Here is a 16,174-nt window from a genome sequence, read left to right on the forward strand (position 1 = left end):
ATGTTAAAAGCAAAATTGGCTGCATTCTACTTCCTTTTCAAGATTGCTACTTGTTCATGTAAATCAGATCAGGATAGCGGCTTTGAAAATTTAAAACAAGTTGCACAAATTGAAAAACTGGGCACCCTAGCTCCGGAAGTTAATGAATCCTCAGGGCTTGCATACATTGGTCAAAACCGATATTTAACACATAATGATAGCGGAGGTAAACCAGCCATATATACGATTGATTCTTCAGGCCAGTTGATAAATACCATTACTCTAAAGAATTGTAGAAATATTGATTGGGAAGACATCACAACTGATGACCAAGGGAACATTTACATAGGCGATTTTGGTAATAACCTACAAAAGAGGGCTGATCTTCAAATCATTAAAGTTTTACCATCTGGAGAAACAGAAACACTTTCATTTGAATTTGCCGACCAACAAAATGCTTCTCCTGAAGACCTCAATTTTGATTGCGAAGCAATGTTTTGGCATCAAGGAAATCTCCATCTTTTTTCAAAAAGCAGAAATAAGGATAGCAAAGTAAGTAAGCATTATTCTTTACCAGATAGAAAAGGGCACTATTCTTTAAAACCTATTGAAGGGGTAGCACTTCATGAAATGGTGACAGCCGCAGATATCAGCCCAGACGGACATCTTTTTGCCTTGTTGACATATGGCAAAATCCTGCTTTTTGAAATAAAAAACGATGAGGTCAATTATGACTACCCAGTAGGATGCTTAAAAACCGGAAGAAAACAAACGGAGGCCATTGCTTTTAAATCTGCCAATCAAATTGTATTTTCAAATGAGCAAAGAGGTTTATATCAAGTGGAAATCGCTTTGCCTTAGATAGTCTTAACATTCGCTTAATATTGCCTCTGTATATTTGGCGTTTTAAAACCTCATAAACCGCAAATGGCCGGAAAAATACTGCTTGTAGATGACGATGAAGACATCATCGAACTCTTAACATACAATCTAAAAAACGAAGGCTACACCATAGAAACCGCTCCTAACGGTTTAGAAGGAATAGAAAAAGCTAAGTCTTTTGATCCTGATCTTATCCTGATGGACATTATGATGCCTGTTATGGACGGTATAGAGGCGGGTAGGCAAATAAAGCAGAGTGAGAAACTTCGTAAAATTCATGTCATCTATCTTACTGCTCGGGCAGAGGAGTTTTCTGAGATCGCTGCTTTTGACGCTGGTGCTGATGACTATTTGACGAAACCCATTAAGCCTAGAGCTCTCATTAGTCGCATCAATGCATTTTTCAGAAAAGAAAACAGAAAAAATGAAGATGAAACGCTGCTATCAATTGGCGGACTAGAAATCAACCGAAACAATTACTCCGTAACCAAAGAAGAAGGCGAAAGCGTGGTGCTTCCGAAGAAGGAGTTTGAGCTCTTGTATCATTTGGCCAAGAAGCCAAATAAAGTACAATCCAGAACAGAGCTTCTTCAAAAAATCTGGGGAACGGAGGTTTATGTTGTAGAAAGAACCGTCGATGTTCACATCAGAAAAATCAGAGAAAAACTAGGGGAAGAATACATAAAGACCCTCAAAGGATTGGGCTATATGTTTAATCTGAAGGAGTAGTCAAAGCCGAATTATTTCCTCATTTTTGTAAGGCATTTTAAAGCGGATAACTCATGAATTTGTCGGCCAGGTGGATCGCCTTTATGCTTTCGTTGTTCATCACTGTTCTCACAGTGGTGTTTCTCAATTTCGTACCTGGCACCACAGCAGAAATGCTCATTATCACTGGAAGTAGCTGTTTCCTAGCCACTTACTTTGCCAGTTATTACACTATTGATGTTTTAGTCTTTCAGGAAGTAGAGCAGATTTACAAATCGGTTAAAAAGCTTAAAATCAAGGACTTTAATATCAAAAAGAAGTCACTTTTCAATAGTCAAAATCCACTTAAACTCCTCAATACCGAAATATCTGATTATGTTACAGAGAAGCAAAAGGAGATTGAAGAGTTAAAGCGAATGGAAACATTTCGCCGAGAATTTCTTGCAGATGTTTCTCACGAACTCAAAACGCCAATCTTTGCTGCCCAAGGCTTTGTACATACCTTACTTGATGGGGCTAAAAATGACCCTGAAGTCGCCAATCGATTTCTAAAGAAAGCAGCCAAAAGTCTGGATGGTTTAGACGCCCTAGTCCGTGATCTTGTTGTTTTATCTCAAGTAGAGACGGGAGAGCTTAAAATGCAGTTTGAGATATTGGATTTGGTAAAGGTTACTAAGGATATTTTTGAACAGCTAGAGGACAAAGCAGAAAAAAGAGGAACCAAACTTAGACTGAAACCAAGTAAAATTGAAGACTGTCATGTAGTGGCAGATCCCCAGCGAATTTATCAGGTATTGACAAATTTCATTGACAATGCCATCAAGTATGGAAATGATAATGGTAAAGTGACCGTTATTTTTGAGGAGCAGAAAAAGCACTTCACTATTGCTGTAGAAGATGACGGTCCTGGCATCCCCAAAGAGCATATGAACCGAATTTTTGAACGCTTTTACCGTGTAGATAAAAGCAGAAGTAGAGAAACCGGCGGAACTGGTCTTGGCCTTGCCATTGTTAAGCACATATTGAGTGCTCATAACAGTTCAGTATCTGTAACGAGCAAACCCGGCAAAGGAACCAGATTCTCCTTTACCTTATTAAAAGCAGATTAAGTTTGACTCAGCTAAGCAAATTCAAAAAGCCTCCTAAAAATCTTAATTTCAAGGATTTAATTATCCATGAAGATGACAATTATGTAATCATCAACAAGCCTCCTTTTATTTCTTCATTACCAGAAAGAACTAAGGATAAAGCTCAGAGTATCCAACAAATGGCCAAAGAACTGTATGACGACATACAGCTTTGTCACCGTCTGGATAAAGAAACTTCAGGAGCCTTGGTTTTGGCAAAAAACTCGGAGGCTTACAGGAATATGGCGATTCAGTTTGAAGATCGTCAGGTTAAAAAGGAATATCATGCAGTGGTCAACGGCGTTCATGATTTGGATAGCATATCCGTTTTTTTACCAATTGCCACGTTAAAAGACGGTACTGCCGTTAGAATCGACAGAGCTGCGGGAAAGCTGGCAGAGACGATATTTTTTACAGAAAAACCTTTTCAAAAGCATACACTTGTTAGATGTTATCCGATTACGGGCAGAATGCACCAGATACGGGTACACCTTCAATGTTTGGAGGCTCCGATAGTATGTGACCCAACTTATGGCGGAGACTACATATATCTATCACAAATAAAACGTAAGTTTAATCTAAAGGGTGATACGGAAGAACTACCACTAATTAAGAGAGTAGCCTTGCATGCCCACAAGATTGCCTTCCATGACCTTAACGGTGAGGTGGTTGAGTATACAGCAGCTTACCCAAAGGACTTTGAGGCATTGGTCAAACAATTATCTAAATACAGTTCCTGATTCTTTGAAGGGTTTGTTATTTCAGATTTAAAAGAGAATTTTGCAAAGCAATTGCACAGCATTAGAACAAATTCAAATGGCACAAAAGACCTATAATGAGGGTGAATTTACTTATGTAGAAGAAGGTGAAGGTCAGGTTTTATTGATTCTTCATGGACTTTTCGGAGCACTAAGTAATTTCAATGATGTGGTAAATGGCTTCAAGGATAATTACCGAGTTATTATTCCGGTAATGCCCATTTATGATATGCCTATGAGGCAAGCCAGCCTGGAAGGGCTGCTTAAGTTCATAGAAAGCTTTGTGGACCACAAAGAACTAGATGACATGATTTTGCTTGGTAATTCGCTGGGCGGTCACATAGGTTTGATGTACACTTTAGCTCATCCAGATAAGGTTAGTGCTTTAGTTCTAACGGGTAGTTCAGGACTTTTTGAGAATACTATGGGAGGTTCTTTCCCTAAAAGAGGTAGTTATGACTACATCAAAGAAAGGGTAGAATATACGTTCTATGACCCCAAGACGGCAACAAAAGAGTTAGTAGACGAATGCTTTGAGATCACGAGCAGTATTCCAAAGTGTATGAATATTGTGCAGATCGCCAAATCGGCTCAGCGTAATAACATGGCGGAGGAAATAACCTCAATCACTGCTCCAACTTGCCTTATATGGGGTTTAAATGATACGATTACTCCCCCACACGTAGGTCATGAGTTTAACAGGCTCATTCCAAATTCAGAGCTTCACTTTATTGATAAATGTTGCCATGCCCCGATGATGGAAAGACCAGAGCCCTTCAATAAAATATTGAATAAGTTTTTAACTAAAATAAATCAAACAGTGCCTTCCTGATATGCAACTCCAAGACCTTATAGATGCCAATATCCCTCTTCTAAAATCCACTGATAGTGCAGAGGATGCATTATTATTTATGGATGAGGAGCATCTAAGTCAAATGGTTTTGCTAAATGATCAGGAGATAGAGATCTATGAAGAAGAGGCTCTTTTGAGCTTCAATTCAGAAATGTCTTTAAAGGATATTCAACCCAAGTTTTCGGGAATTTCTTTGCCCGATTATACCCATTTGGTACAGGCCGCTGATTTTGTCCTAAAGTTGAATCTTCACATTTGTCCGGTTATTGATGAAAATGAAAAATATATCGGTATTGTAAGATCCGAGGACATTTTCAAAGAAGTTTTAATCAGACAGTTTGAAGGTGAAGGAAGCGTAATTGGCCTTAAGGTTAATCATATAGACTACAGTCTTGCTGACATCAGTAGGATTGTTGAAGCAGAAGGCCTAAAAATCGAACAGTTATTCCTTGAGAAGAAAGAGGCTAGTGAATACCACTTTTTGATCAAATTCAATAAAAAAGAAGCCATAAATGGCATCAGAAGCCTGAAACGCTTCGGTTATCAGGTTGAAAAAGTTCTCGGTCCGGATCAGGACTCAGGTATTGACCATGAGCGTTATGGTCTTCTTATGAAATATCTAGAAATATAGTCTCCTTATGCAGATTTCATTACATGGCAGAGAGTTCAGGCCAGAAGATACATCCTCAGTGCAGGCAGTTTTTGACGAATTAAGAAAGCAAAGCATTGAATATCAAGTATCTGACACTTTCAAAAGCATTCTAAATGAAGCTGATGTAGATGTTTATACGGATCGTATTTTTGAGAAGAAGGAAGACTTAAGTGAGTCAGAAATGATTCTAAGCCTTGGAGGTGATGGTACCTTTCTAGAAACTGTAGCTAAAGTAGGTTCCATGGAAAAGCCAATCTTGGGTGTAAACTTCGGTAGACTTGGTTTCCTAACCTCAATACAGCCCTGCGATATCTCATCAGCCATTGACAAAATCAAGCATAAGAAATACAAACTGGATGAACGAACCATGCTTTGTGCTGATTCTGAAACAGAGCTTTTAGAATCAGGCACGAACTTTGCGTTGAATGAAATAGCAATCTCGAAGACAGACACCTCTTCGATGATCATCATTCATGCTTACATCAATGGCGAGTTTTTAAATTCGTATTGGGCAGATGGTTTGATGGTGGCTACAGCCACAGGCTCTACAGGTTACTCGCTAAGTTGTGGAGGTCCTTTGGTCATGCCCCATTCAGATAATTTTATCATTACACCGATCTGTCCTCATAACTTGTTTGTAAGGCCGATGATTGTCTCCAATAAGAGTGAGATTTCGTTGAAAGTAGAAAGTAGAAGTAATAACTATCTGGTTTCAATGGACTCTCGGGCAAAAGTCATAGGAGATGTGGATTCAGAAATCACGATTAAGAAAGAATCCTTTAAGGCTAAGCTGGTTACATTAGACGGCATGGACTTCCTGGATACTCTTCGTGCAAAACTTGGCTGGGGTAAAGATGTAAGAAACAGACTAACCCAAACCGATAAAGGTGAATCTTCCTGAGATTGCGTGGCAATAAAAAATTATTGTTTAACGTTTTGATACAGAATTTTACCAGATACATGGCAAAGTCAAAAGGGTTACTCATTCTAACAATTCTTACGCTAGGGCTTACTTTTCAATTACAAGCTCAAGGTCTATTTTCGCGTAAAAATATCATCAATCAATACACGACGGTGGGTATAGGCGGTGGGTCTTCTCATTACTTTGGGGATTTGAGCCCATATGGATACTTCTATAATTCATTATATACGAACGTAAGATGGAATGGTAATGCTCATTATACACGCTATTTGACCCCAAATACTGCAGTACGGTTTCAACTATCATGGGTGAGAATTCTTGGCGACGATTACACCTATGCACAGCGTAATATGGATGTGTTGTGGCAGAATTATGTAAGAAATTTACATTTTAGAAATGATCTTAAAGAATTCACGGTCAGTGGAATTTTCAATTTACTTCCTTCTTATGGTAAGGGTGGTGCTCGTTCAAGATTAAGCTTTACTCCATATGCTCATATTGGTATTGGCTTGGCAGCTCACTCCCCACAAGCTACAGCACCGGTAGGTGCAGCTAACGCCGGTGAATGGGTTCCACTAAGAGATGCTTCAACCTCTGGCCAAATAATTCCAGGTACTGGACTAGAAATGTATTCTTTTGTGACTCCGGTTCTACCTTTAGGTTTAGGAGTTCGATTTAAAATAAATGAGAAGTTTGATATTACGTTTGAAGGAAACCTTCGATTAACCAACACTGATTATTTGGATGATGCAGCAAGTGTCCAATATCCAAATGAAGATCAGCTTATCAGTTATGTAGGACCTATTGGAGAACTATCATACCGAGCAGATGAGGCTATTCACTCAAGAACTAACGAAAACAGGATTCCTACTTTACTTCAAATTTGGTCAGATGTGGACAAAATTAATGGTGGTGTAACAGGAAACAGTTGGTCTCCTGAAGACATTGCTTCTTTCTACGGCCCAGAAGTTCCAGGCACTTATCGTGGAAACCCAAGTAAAATACCCGATACGTACGCTACTTTTTCAGTTACGCTTAGTTATATCCTCAGCAACAAAATCAAGTGCCCGGTTCTTAAATAATTATTTTAACTACTTTTGCCTACTGAAGAGACTTTACTCGTAATAATCTATAACTAGAGTGCTGAAGAAGGCAATTTTTCTTTCTATTTTACTAATTTCTTGTGTTTCTTTTGAAACCTTCTCACAGGTGTTAGAAGGAGGACTAGGTATTGGAGCTTCTCAATACAAAGGAGATTTAAATACCAGTTTCAATCCTTTACTCTCCAGACCTGGAGTTCAGGCTATGGTCAGATACAATTTTAGTAGAGCATTCTCTCTTAAAGCCGAGACCTCTTTCATGATGTTAGAAGGTAACGATAATCTGAGTTTCGACGCCGTCCACAAAGAAAGAGCTTTCAAATTCACGAGTCTGGTTCATGAATATCACTTAGATCTGGAGTACAACTTTCTGAATTTCAGATCAACTGGTACAATCTATAAGGCCGATTGGACCCCAATATTATTTGCGGGATTTGGTCAGTTTTATTCTCCTTACAGGAGGCTTGAGGTCGATGGTACAGCAGCAGATCCAGATCAAGCCGGAGCCAGATACTCTCTCCGTTATGGATTTGGCTTTAAAAAGAAACTGAATACTAACTGGAACCTTACGGTGAATTTTGCCTCTAGGCAGTTCTTTAAATATGACCTCCTTGATGGCTTTGGTTACGAACCATCAGGTGCGGTGAATAGTAGCTATTCTGACCCCACTTTAATTTCCCAATACGACACACCAGATACCCATACCTCAGATAAATATTTTTACACAGGTATTACCCTCTCCTATGTTCTTCATGGTGTGAGATGCCCTAACCCAAGGAAATAGACATATCTTTCTTTTGGGCTCCATTTTTTCTTACCTTTGCAGTCATTTTTTAGTACTGTTTGATCATCTCAAACCTTAGAAATCAGTGAGTCTGGATAAGATCGACAAAAGCAATTTACCACAACACGTTGCCGTTATTATGGATGGCAATGGTAGATGGGCTAAAAAGCAGGGTGCCATGCGTATTTTCGGTCACCATCATGGCATAAAAGCTGTTAGAGAAACCGTAGAAGCTTGCGGAGAATTAGGGATCAAATACCTTACACTGTATACCTTTTCTACAGAAAACTGGAACAGACCCAAACTAGAGATTGATGGTATCATGCAACTTTTGGTATCCACGATTGCCAAAGAGGTGCCGGAGCTTAACAAAAATAACGTCAAGCTAAAAACCATCGGTGATATCGCATCTTTACCTTCTAAAGCCAGACGCGAGCTGGAAAGTGGCATGGAGATGACCAAGAATAATACAGGTTTGACATTGACTCTAGCCTTAAGTTACAGCGGCAAATGGGATATTATTCAGGCGGCGAAAGTCATTGCTGAGAAAGTTAAAAAAAGTGAAATAAATGTTGAAGATATCAACGAGGACTTATTTAGCCGTTATTTAGCTACTGAGAAAACCCCGGATGTTGATCTTATGATCAGAACCGGTGGAGATCATAGAATAAGTAATTACCTTTTATGGCAGTCTGCCTACTCAGAATTATTGTTCATTGATGATATCTACTGGCCGGAATTTAGAAAAGCACATCTCTTTGACTCTGTTTATACGTATCAGCTAAGAGAGAGGAGATTTGGAAAGACAGGAGAACAAGTAAAAAAAGAAACGAAATAGCATTTATGCTTCTTAGAAATAAAGCACTCTGGCTCATCTTGGCCTTTACCACATTGGCTAGCAGCTTATCTGCACAGATCATCGGAATTGGCTCCAGAACCAAAAGTGAAAACCCTATCGATAAGGTCACTTACGATAATCCACAGAAATACATTATCGGAGGCATTGAGGTTAAGGGTGTCAAATTCCTTGATCCGAACACATTAATTTCGGTTTCAGGACTCTCAGTAAATAGTCAAATCTCTATTCCTGGTGACGCTATTTCTTCTGCTATAAGAAGATTAATGGATCAGGGGATCATTGAAGAAGTTTCTATTAATGTTCTTAGAATTGAAGATAAAAAAGCCTTCCTCGAAATAGATTTGAAAGAAAGACCTCGACTGAATAGAATAAAAATTGAGGGAATCAAGAAAGCTGATATTGAGACTATTGAAGAGTTAATCTCTGAAAATAGAGGTAAGGTAATTACAGAGGCCTTGGTGAAAAATATGCAGCTTTTGATAAAGAAGCACTACATAGAAAAAGGTTTCTTGAATACTGCGGTTCAGGTTCAGCAAATTGATGATACCATTCGTGTCAATAATGCCACTCTTGTTTTTGATATCGATAAAAAAGAGAAGGTTAAAATTGACAATATTTATGTCACAGGAGTAGAAGAAGTACCTCAATGGAAACTCCTTTCAAAACTGAAAAAGACGAAAGAAAGAGCTCCGCTAAGGCTTTTTAATCCTTCAAAGTACATCCCTAAACAATACAAAGAAGATAAAGCAGCCATGGTGGCATGGCTGAATAAGAAGGGATATAGAAATGCTCAGGTTGTAGAAGACTCCGTAGTTGAAAACGAAACAGGGAATGTTGATCTCTACCTACACATGAATGAAGGTAGTCGATTTTTCTACAGAGATATAACCTGGACTGGTAATTACCTCCATAGTTCAGATACTCTGGCCATGATCTTAGGTATTAAAAAGGGAGACCTTTATAATCCTGAAGAATTAGAGAAGAAAATCAATGGTATTCCGCAAAATGACGTGAGTTCATTTTATATGGATGACGGTTACCTTTATTTTAACTGTACCCCGGTTGAAGTAGCTGTAGAAGGAGATTCTATTGACATTGAAATGAGAATCTTTGAAGGTAAACAAGCGATTATCAATCGAATTGTTTTAAATGGTAATACCAAAACCTCAGATCATGTGGTAATGCGTGAGTTATTGACCAGACCTGGCCAAAAATTCAGTAAGACAGACCTTATTGAAACTACACAAAGACTTTCGAAGTTGGGTTACTTTGATCCACAGACTATTGATCCAAGACCAATACCACAGGCTGATGGTACAGTGGATATTGAATATAATGTGGATGAAAAATCAAATGACCAAATTGAGCTTTCTGGTGGTTGGGGTGGTATCCAAGGTTTTGTAGGAACCTTTGGTATTGTTTTCAACAACTTTGCAATTAAAGACATTACAAAGTTTAAGAAATACAGGCCTCTACCTAAAGGGGATGGACAACAATTCTCAATTAGATTCCAGGCAAACGGTGGATTCCAAAACTACTCTGTCTCATTTACAGAACCGTGGTTAGGAGGCAAAAAACCGAACTCATTCTCTGTTAGCTTCTTCCATTCTGTCCAAGACTACGGAAAGCTGCAGGATAGAATTGAAAGGCTTTATGGTAACTCCGGATTCAATCCATATTTTGGGTTTGGTGGAGCTTCCAGTTCTTTCTACCAAGGCTTCTTCAAGAACACTGGTGGCTCTATCACCTATGGTAAAAGACTTAACTGGCCAGACAGAAACTTTAACCTGAGCTCTACCCTTTCTTATCAATATTACGATGTAGAAAACAGTTTCTTATTGGCTAACTTTAGAAATGGACAAGCTCACGATGTTAGCTTAAACGCTAATATTTCAAGATATAGTCTTGACAACCCTCAATTTACAAGAGCCGGATCATCGCTTTCATTAACCGCTAGCTTTAACCCACCATATTCACTATTCGGGACAAACAGAAGTACAGATAAGGTACAGTGGATAGAAGGACATAAGTGGATGTTTGATGCCGATTGGTACTCACCAGTTGTAGGAAAACTAGTATTCCATGCAAAGGCGAACATGGGATTCCTGGGTAAATACTCAGATGAGGTTGGTTACAGTCCTTTTGGTAGATATGTAGTCGGTGGTGCTGGTATGGGTCTTCAGAATGCTTATAATATCGGGGTTGAACTGATAGGTTTACGCGGTTATGATGAAGGTGTGGTTCATGAGAAAACACTGGCAGAACAAGCATCAGAAATAACAAACACGACAAACACCTCAGGACAATTGAGCAGACAGGGTGGTATTATTTATAATAAATATGCTGCTGAGTTACGTTATCCGGTATCATTAAATCCGCAAGCAACAATTTACGCTCTGGCCTTCCTGGAAGCAGGAAATAGCTGGGGAAGTTATAAAGACTTCAATCCTTTCAGGTTAAGAAGATCTGCCGGGGTGGGTGTTAGAGTATTTATGGCAGCGTTTGGTCTATTAGGTTTTGATTATGGTTATGGTTTTGACCCGATTCCGGGGATTAACAACCAAGGTTTGAAGAAGTTTACTTTCAGTATCGGACAACAGATTCGTTAGAAATCTGTTAAGTTACTGTTAATTGACAACTTTCAACTAGCCTTTTCATCAGATATGGAGTCAAAGTATCGAGACTTGGAAACCATTAGATAAAATAGCTATTATAAAAATATTCCAAGATGAAGAAGTCATTATTTTTTCTATTTTTGTCGCTCATTTCGGTTGGGGTTTACAGTCAAAAGTTTGGCTATATAGACTCTGAGTTCATTACCAGCAAAATGCCTGAATATCAGGATGCCATGAAGGCAATGAACACTTACTCTGATCAATGGATCAAGGATATTGAAACCAAGCATCAGGAAGTAAGCGAAATGAAAAGAACCTTTGAGCAGGAGGAGATTCTTCTGACAGAGGACATGAAAAAGGAACGACTCGCGGACATTGCTCAAAAAGAGCTGGAAGTGAAAAACCTCAACAACTCCATTTTCGGATTAGAGGGTCAACTTTTTCTGAAAAAGAAAGAACTAATGAAACCTGTAATGGATGCCATATACACTGCATGTGAAAAGGTAGCCAGACAGAAAAAGCTCATGTTTATTTTTGACAAGGCGTCAGACATCAGCATGATTTACACAGATCCGCGTCATGATTACACGGACTATGTTATGGAAGAACTAGGAATAGTTGAAAAAAAATAAAATTGTATTTAGTTAATTAATCAAATAAGACAGAAAATGAAGATTAAATTATTTGCAGCCCTTTTTGCTATGATGATGCTTGCAGGTGCGAGTGTTCAGGCTCAGGTAAAAATCGGTTACACAAACATTGACTATATTTTGGGAAATATTCCTGACTCAAAAGATATTCAGACTAAACTAGCAACTGAGAAAGCTCAATACGATAAATTATTGCAAGAGAAAATCACAGAATTCCAGAAGTCTTATGAAGACTATCAGAAGAATGCGTCTACAATGTCTGCAGTAATTCGTCAAGACAAAGAAAAGAGCCTTCAAACCTCTCAGGAAGGTATTCAGGAGTTTCAGCAAAACTCTGAAACTGCACTTCAAAGAAAGCAACAAGAGCTTCTAGCTCCGGTAATGGATAAAATCCAAAAAGCGATTGATGAAGTAGCTGCAGCTAATGGTTACACACACGTGTTTAACTCTGATGCTGGTTTTGGTACTACTCCGGTAATATTAGTAGCTCCTGATACTGATAATATCACTGATCTGGTATTCAAGCAGCTTGGAGTAGAAGCTCCTGCAGCTGGTGCTGGCAACTAAGAAATTAGCTCCATATTTAGGCCTCTTTGATTCTTATCAGAGAGGCTTTTTTTTATACCTTCGTAAGCCCTCAAAAAGTAGAGGATATCCTGAATGAATTACCTCATTGTAGATCTTAATATTACGCTGAATGGCCATAAGTTGGGTTTTGTTCAAGAGACCTTAAACCATCTGGCATTACATCATACAGATGGTGAACATTCATTCCATTTTTTAGTCAATGAGGAATTAAAGAAAGCGGATTCAAAGCATATTGAGGTTCATATCCCCGGCAAATCTTATCAGGCAAAGTTTGAGAGACATAAAGGGCTTAAGAAGTATAAGGAGCAGTGGGAATATATTTCGTTAAAAGCAGGTCAATTAGATATCGAAAAGGTGGTATTGATGGAGTTTGACCTTTATCAGGCGGCCATAGGTTTTGACAAAACCACTTCTTTTGATGTTTCCGGCATTTGGTTTAGACCACACTTTAGACAAAAAGCGATTGGCCTTTCTATTCTTCAAACACTGAAATTCAAGCTTAAAAAGCTTCAGAAAAAAACACTTCTCAAATCAGCATTAAGAAACAAGCGGCTAAAGAATATTTTTATCCTCAACGATCAGCCAACTGTAGATGCTCTTAATGATTCTGATGAGCAAAGGTTCTCTTACCTGGCAGACCCGGTTTTTGACTACCCTTGTTATAAACTGACAGATATCAGAGACAAATACATCATTGATAAAGACAGATTGATCTTTCTGATTTTTGGCTACATGGATGAGCGAAAAAATGTGGTCAATATTCTAAATGCTTTGGAAGGTCTTGAGAAAGAAGATCAACAAAAAGTATGTTTGATGATGGTAGGAAAAACTGCTGATCACTATCAAGACACACTTGAAAAAGCCATTCAAAAACACAGCTCAGAAGTCCAATTATTCCATATTGATGACTTTGTAGATAACTGTGAAATGGAAGCACTTTTTGCTCAGTCTGATCTGGTTCTGCGAATGAATATTAACTTCTTCGCCAGTAGTGGAATCATAGGATTAGCGGCGAAGCATAATAAACCTTCTATCGTTTCTGACTATGGCATAGTGGCTGAGCTCACAGAGGCCTATAAATTGGGAAGGTTAGTAGATCCTTTGGATGTTAGTCAACTTCGAGCCTTGTTCAGAGGTTTTATCAAAGATCCTGAATCGTGGAAAATCGATGGACAATCATACTACAAACAGCACAACACCAAGGCCTTCGTAGAAACGCTATTAGAGCTTGATTAAGTCATTCTCTACTATTATACTATTAGCTTCTTTCAGCCAATAATATTGACCCTCACAGCTCCAGTGCGTATCTCCTAATGCATAAGCTGCTGCCCCCAATTTACTGAACTCAGTATAGGAATCCAGGATTGGCATCTGTAGGTTTGGATGTTTTTGAATACGACTTACAAGTTTGTTATACGTGCCTAAGTCAGTTCCAAGAATACTTGTTTTATTAGGCACAACACTCAGAATCACTTTGTCAAAACCAACAGAACTGTAGTATTCCTGTGTTTCATTGACATGTTTTACTAAGGCATCTATTTCTTCATCACTAATCTCATCAAACGCCGAGCTAATCCCTGATTTTGATGGCAAATGGTAGAGTAAATGTTCGCCGTTTTTACTCAAGGCTACTCCATCATCCACCCGATCAAACAATTGATAATTGATCCAGGATTTCCATTCACGGATTTTCATAGTCATTTCATAACCAAACAAAACAGTATTGTGAAGCTCCAAAGAATAGGGCATATCAAAATTGACAAGCTCTAAGAACGATTGATCTTCTTCCATTTCTCGAGGCTCAATTAAACTTACCCCATTCCATTGCTCTGCAAAACGCTCTCTAAAGTGTCTTTCTACAGTTTCAATAATTAGAATATTTTGATCTGAAGTATCTAACTCAACATATGAAACCTGATCTACTCTGATTTTGGTAAACTCTTTGGCAGCAAAATCATCAGCGGCCATTCTTCCGTCCTCAGTAAAACTATCACCGGCGAGGACTAAATGCGTGTTTTCCTGTTTCTCAGGCTTCTGGTTTTGACAAACCGGCTTTTCCTCCTTGAACTTAGACAAGTTTGACATCCGGTATAAATCACCATAGCGATAGTCATCTTTAACCAGCCCATTCTCCGCCATCCATTTGGCAGCCTTTGGCGAACAGCCCAAGAACCAAAAAAAGGCAAAAAATAGAAGTGCTATGTATTTTAGGATTCTCAAAATTGGAAATAGATAAACTGATTTGAGGTAAAGACACCTAGAAAATAGCAAGCCAGCATTAAGGCCCCAAACTTCCAATAAAAGGCTGGAGTCTTAGAAGTGTCTATATGCTTTAAATAGACTTCTTTGAGCATTAAAACGGCAATGAGCACCACTGAAAACCACAACTCTGTAGTGTTTAGTGGTGTTTCAAATCCTTGATAACTCGCAGGATTAAATATTTTCTTCAGGACTATCACGGCATCTGAAAGGCCTCTGGCTCGGAAGAAAACCCAGCTTAATGTGACTAAGACGAATGTTAAAAGGATTTGTAAACGGTCAGTCCAGTAACCCGATGGCAATTCCATATTAAAGTACTTCTTGCGAATCATGGCAAGGATCAAATAAATACCATGTAAAGAACCCCAAATAACGAAAGTCCAGGCAGCTCCATGCCATAAACCACTTACCATAAACACGATGAAATAGTTGAGGTAATGCCTCACCTCCCCCACTCTGCTACCACCTAAAGGAATATAAAGATAATCCTTAAACCAGGTAGAAAGTGAGATATGCCATCTACGCCAGAATTCTGAAATTGACTTAGAAATATATGGCACATCGAAGTTCTCCATGAGCTTAAAACCCATCACTCTGGCAGCACCGATAGCGATATCAGAGTAACCAGAGAAATCACAATAGATTTGAAAAGAATAAAATAGCGTGGCGACCAATAAAGTACCTCCGCTTTGCTCCGCAGGAGCAGCATAAGCGTAATCTACCATTAAGGCTAATCGATCAGCTATCACTACTTTTTTAAACATACCCCAGGCTATACGAATAAGGCCCTGCTTAATATTTTCAAAGTTGTATTTGAAATAGGTATGAAACTGATGAAGGACATTTTGTGGACGTTCTATTGGCCCTGCCACTAACTGTGGATAGAACATCACATAGAGCGAATAAATAATAAAATCCTTTTCGGGTTTATGGTTTTTTCTGTACACCTCTATGGTGTAACTCATCGCCTGAAAGGTATGAAAAGAGAGACCTATAGGAAGCTCGAGAGGGTAGTTTGGGATAGGATTATCAACACCGACCAAACCAAGCAGGAAACCGATGTTTTGATTGATGAAATTGAAATATTTGAAGGCTGCCAGAAAACCTATATTGGCAATTAAACTTAAGGCCAAATACCATTTTCGTTTACGACCTTCTGCTTTATCAATTAAAAAAGCTGCGAAATAATCTACCAGAATAGTCACCCCTAAAATGAGGATGTAAACCGGTTTAAAGGCCATGTAGAAATAACAGCTCGCCAGCAGAAGCAACCAAACTCTCCCTCTATGCCTAAGCATATAGTAAAGGATGGAAACCACAATGAAGAAAAATACGAACTGGACTGAATTAAAAAGCATAAATGCCTTTGGCCGTATTGGGTTAAAACGCTGCCAAAAATAGGAAGAATTTATGGAGTAGTGGGAGCTTAACTAAGGGA

General features: G+C 38.7%; 16 protein-coding genes. 14 read left to right on the top strand and 2 right to left on the bottom strand.

Annotated elements, in window-relative coordinates; translation table 11 throughout:
- The 14 genes from ACUXV0_RS05920 (at window position 1) to ACUXV0_RS05985 (ending at window position 13,713) form a co-directional block, all read left to right on the top strand.
- Complete coding sequence (locus ACUXV0_RS05920; protein ID WP_446192148.1) at window positions 1–840, top strand: hypothetical protein; 840 nt, start codon at window positions 1–3, stop codon at window positions 838–840.
- A 66-nt stretch (window positions 841–906) separates the two neighbouring features.
- Window positions 907–1,590 carry a response regulator transcription factor gene (locus ACUXV0_RS05925; RefSeq protein ID WP_446192149.1) on the top strand — a complete coding sequence of 228 codons (684 nt, stop codon included), beginning with the start codon at window positions 907–909 and terminating at the stop codon, window positions 1,588–1,590.
- Between the two features lie 53 nt (window positions 1,591–1,643).
- A complete protein-coding gene (locus ACUXV0_RS05930) occupies window positions 1,644–2,678 on the top strand; it encodes a sensor histidine kinase (protein WP_446192150.1) in 1,035 nt (344 codons plus the stop codon).
- A gap of 2 nt (window positions 2,679–2,680) precedes the next feature.
- Window positions 2,681–3,436: an RluA family pseudouridine synthase gene (locus ACUXV0_RS05935; protein ID WP_446192151.1), complete on the top strand. Its 756-nt coding sequence runs from the start codon at window positions 2,681–2,683 to the stop codon at window positions 3,434–3,436.
- Window positions 3,437–3,512: 76 nt separating this feature from the next.
- Window positions 3,513–4,286, top strand: a complete 774-nt coding sequence (locus ACUXV0_RS05940; protein WP_446192152.1) for an alpha/beta fold hydrolase — start codon at window positions 3,513–3,515, stop codon at window positions 4,284–4,286.
- A gap of 1 nt (window position 4,287) precedes the next feature.
- Entirely contained in the window at window positions 4,288–4,938 is a 651-nt protein-coding gene (locus tag ACUXV0_RS05945) for a CBS domain-containing protein (RefSeq protein WP_446192153.1), read from the top strand.
- 7 nt (window positions 4,939–4,945) lie between these two features.
- On the top strand, window positions 4,946–5,860 hold the full coding sequence (locus ACUXV0_RS05950; RefSeq protein ID WP_446192154.1) for an NAD kinase: 915 nt from the start codon (window positions 4,946–4,948) through the stop codon (window positions 5,858–5,860).
- A gap of 59 nt (window positions 5,861–5,919) precedes the next feature.
- Window positions 5,920–6,963 (top strand): hypothetical protein, encoded by a 1,044-nt coding sequence (locus ACUXV0_RS05955; RefSeq protein WP_446192155.1) that lies wholly within the window; start codon window positions 5,920–5,922, stop codon window positions 6,961–6,963.
- A 58-nt stretch (window positions 6,964–7,021) separates the two neighbouring features.
- Complete coding sequence (gene porG, locus ACUXV0_RS05960) at window positions 7,022–7,765, top strand: type IX secretion system protein PorG (RefSeq protein WP_446192156.1); 744 nt, start codon at window positions 7,022–7,024, stop codon at window positions 7,763–7,765.
- 91 nt (window positions 7,766–7,856) lie between these two features.
- Entirely contained in the window at window positions 7,857–8,603 is a 747-nt protein-coding gene (locus ACUXV0_RS05965; RefSeq protein WP_446192800.1) for an isoprenyl transferase, read from the top strand.
- Window positions 8,604–8,608: 5 nt separating this feature from the next.
- A complete protein-coding gene (gene bamA / locus ACUXV0_RS05970; RefSeq protein WP_446192157.1) occupies window positions 8,609–11,233 on the top strand; it encodes an outer membrane protein assembly factor BamA in 2,625 nt (874 codons plus the stop codon).
- Window positions 11,234–11,352: 119 nt separating this feature from the next.
- On the top strand, window positions 11,353–11,871 hold the full coding sequence (locus tag ACUXV0_RS05975; RefSeq protein WP_446192158.1) for an OmpH family outer membrane protein: 519 nt from the start codon (window positions 11,353–11,355) through the stop codon (window positions 11,869–11,871).
- A 36-nt stretch (window positions 11,872–11,907) separates the two neighbouring features.
- On the top strand, window positions 11,908–12,456 hold the full coding sequence (locus ACUXV0_RS05980) for an OmpH family outer membrane protein (RefSeq protein ID WP_446192159.1): 549 nt from the start codon (window positions 11,908–11,910) through the stop codon (window positions 12,454–12,456).
- Between the two features lie 93 nt (window positions 12,457–12,549).
- Window positions 12,550–13,713, top strand: coding sequence for a glycosyltransferase (locus ACUXV0_RS05985; protein WP_446192160.1), 1,164 nt, complete (start codon window positions 12,550–12,552; stop codon window positions 13,711–13,713).
- Here the strand turns inward: ACUXV0_RS05985 and ACUXV0_RS05990 are convergent.
- Both ACUXV0_RS05990 and ACUXV0_RS05995 read right to left on the bottom strand, forming a co-directional pair.
- Window positions 13,699–14,697, bottom strand: a complete 999-nt coding sequence (locus ACUXV0_RS05990) for a hypothetical protein (RefSeq protein ID WP_446192161.1) — start codon at window positions 14,695–14,697, stop codon at window positions 13,699–13,701. The genes ACUXV0_RS05985 and ACUXV0_RS05990 overlap by 15 nt on opposite strands.
- Entirely contained in the window at window positions 14,694–16,094 is a 1,401-nt protein-coding gene (locus ACUXV0_RS05995; RefSeq protein ID WP_446192162.1) for an MBOAT family O-acyltransferase, read from the bottom strand. Before ACUXV0_RS05995 ends, ACUXV0_RS05990 begins: the two co-directional genes overlap by 4 nt.
- Window positions 16,095–16,174: the final 80 nt, after the last annotated feature.

Source organism: Jiulongibacter sp. NS-SX5 (genome assembly GCF_052828545.1).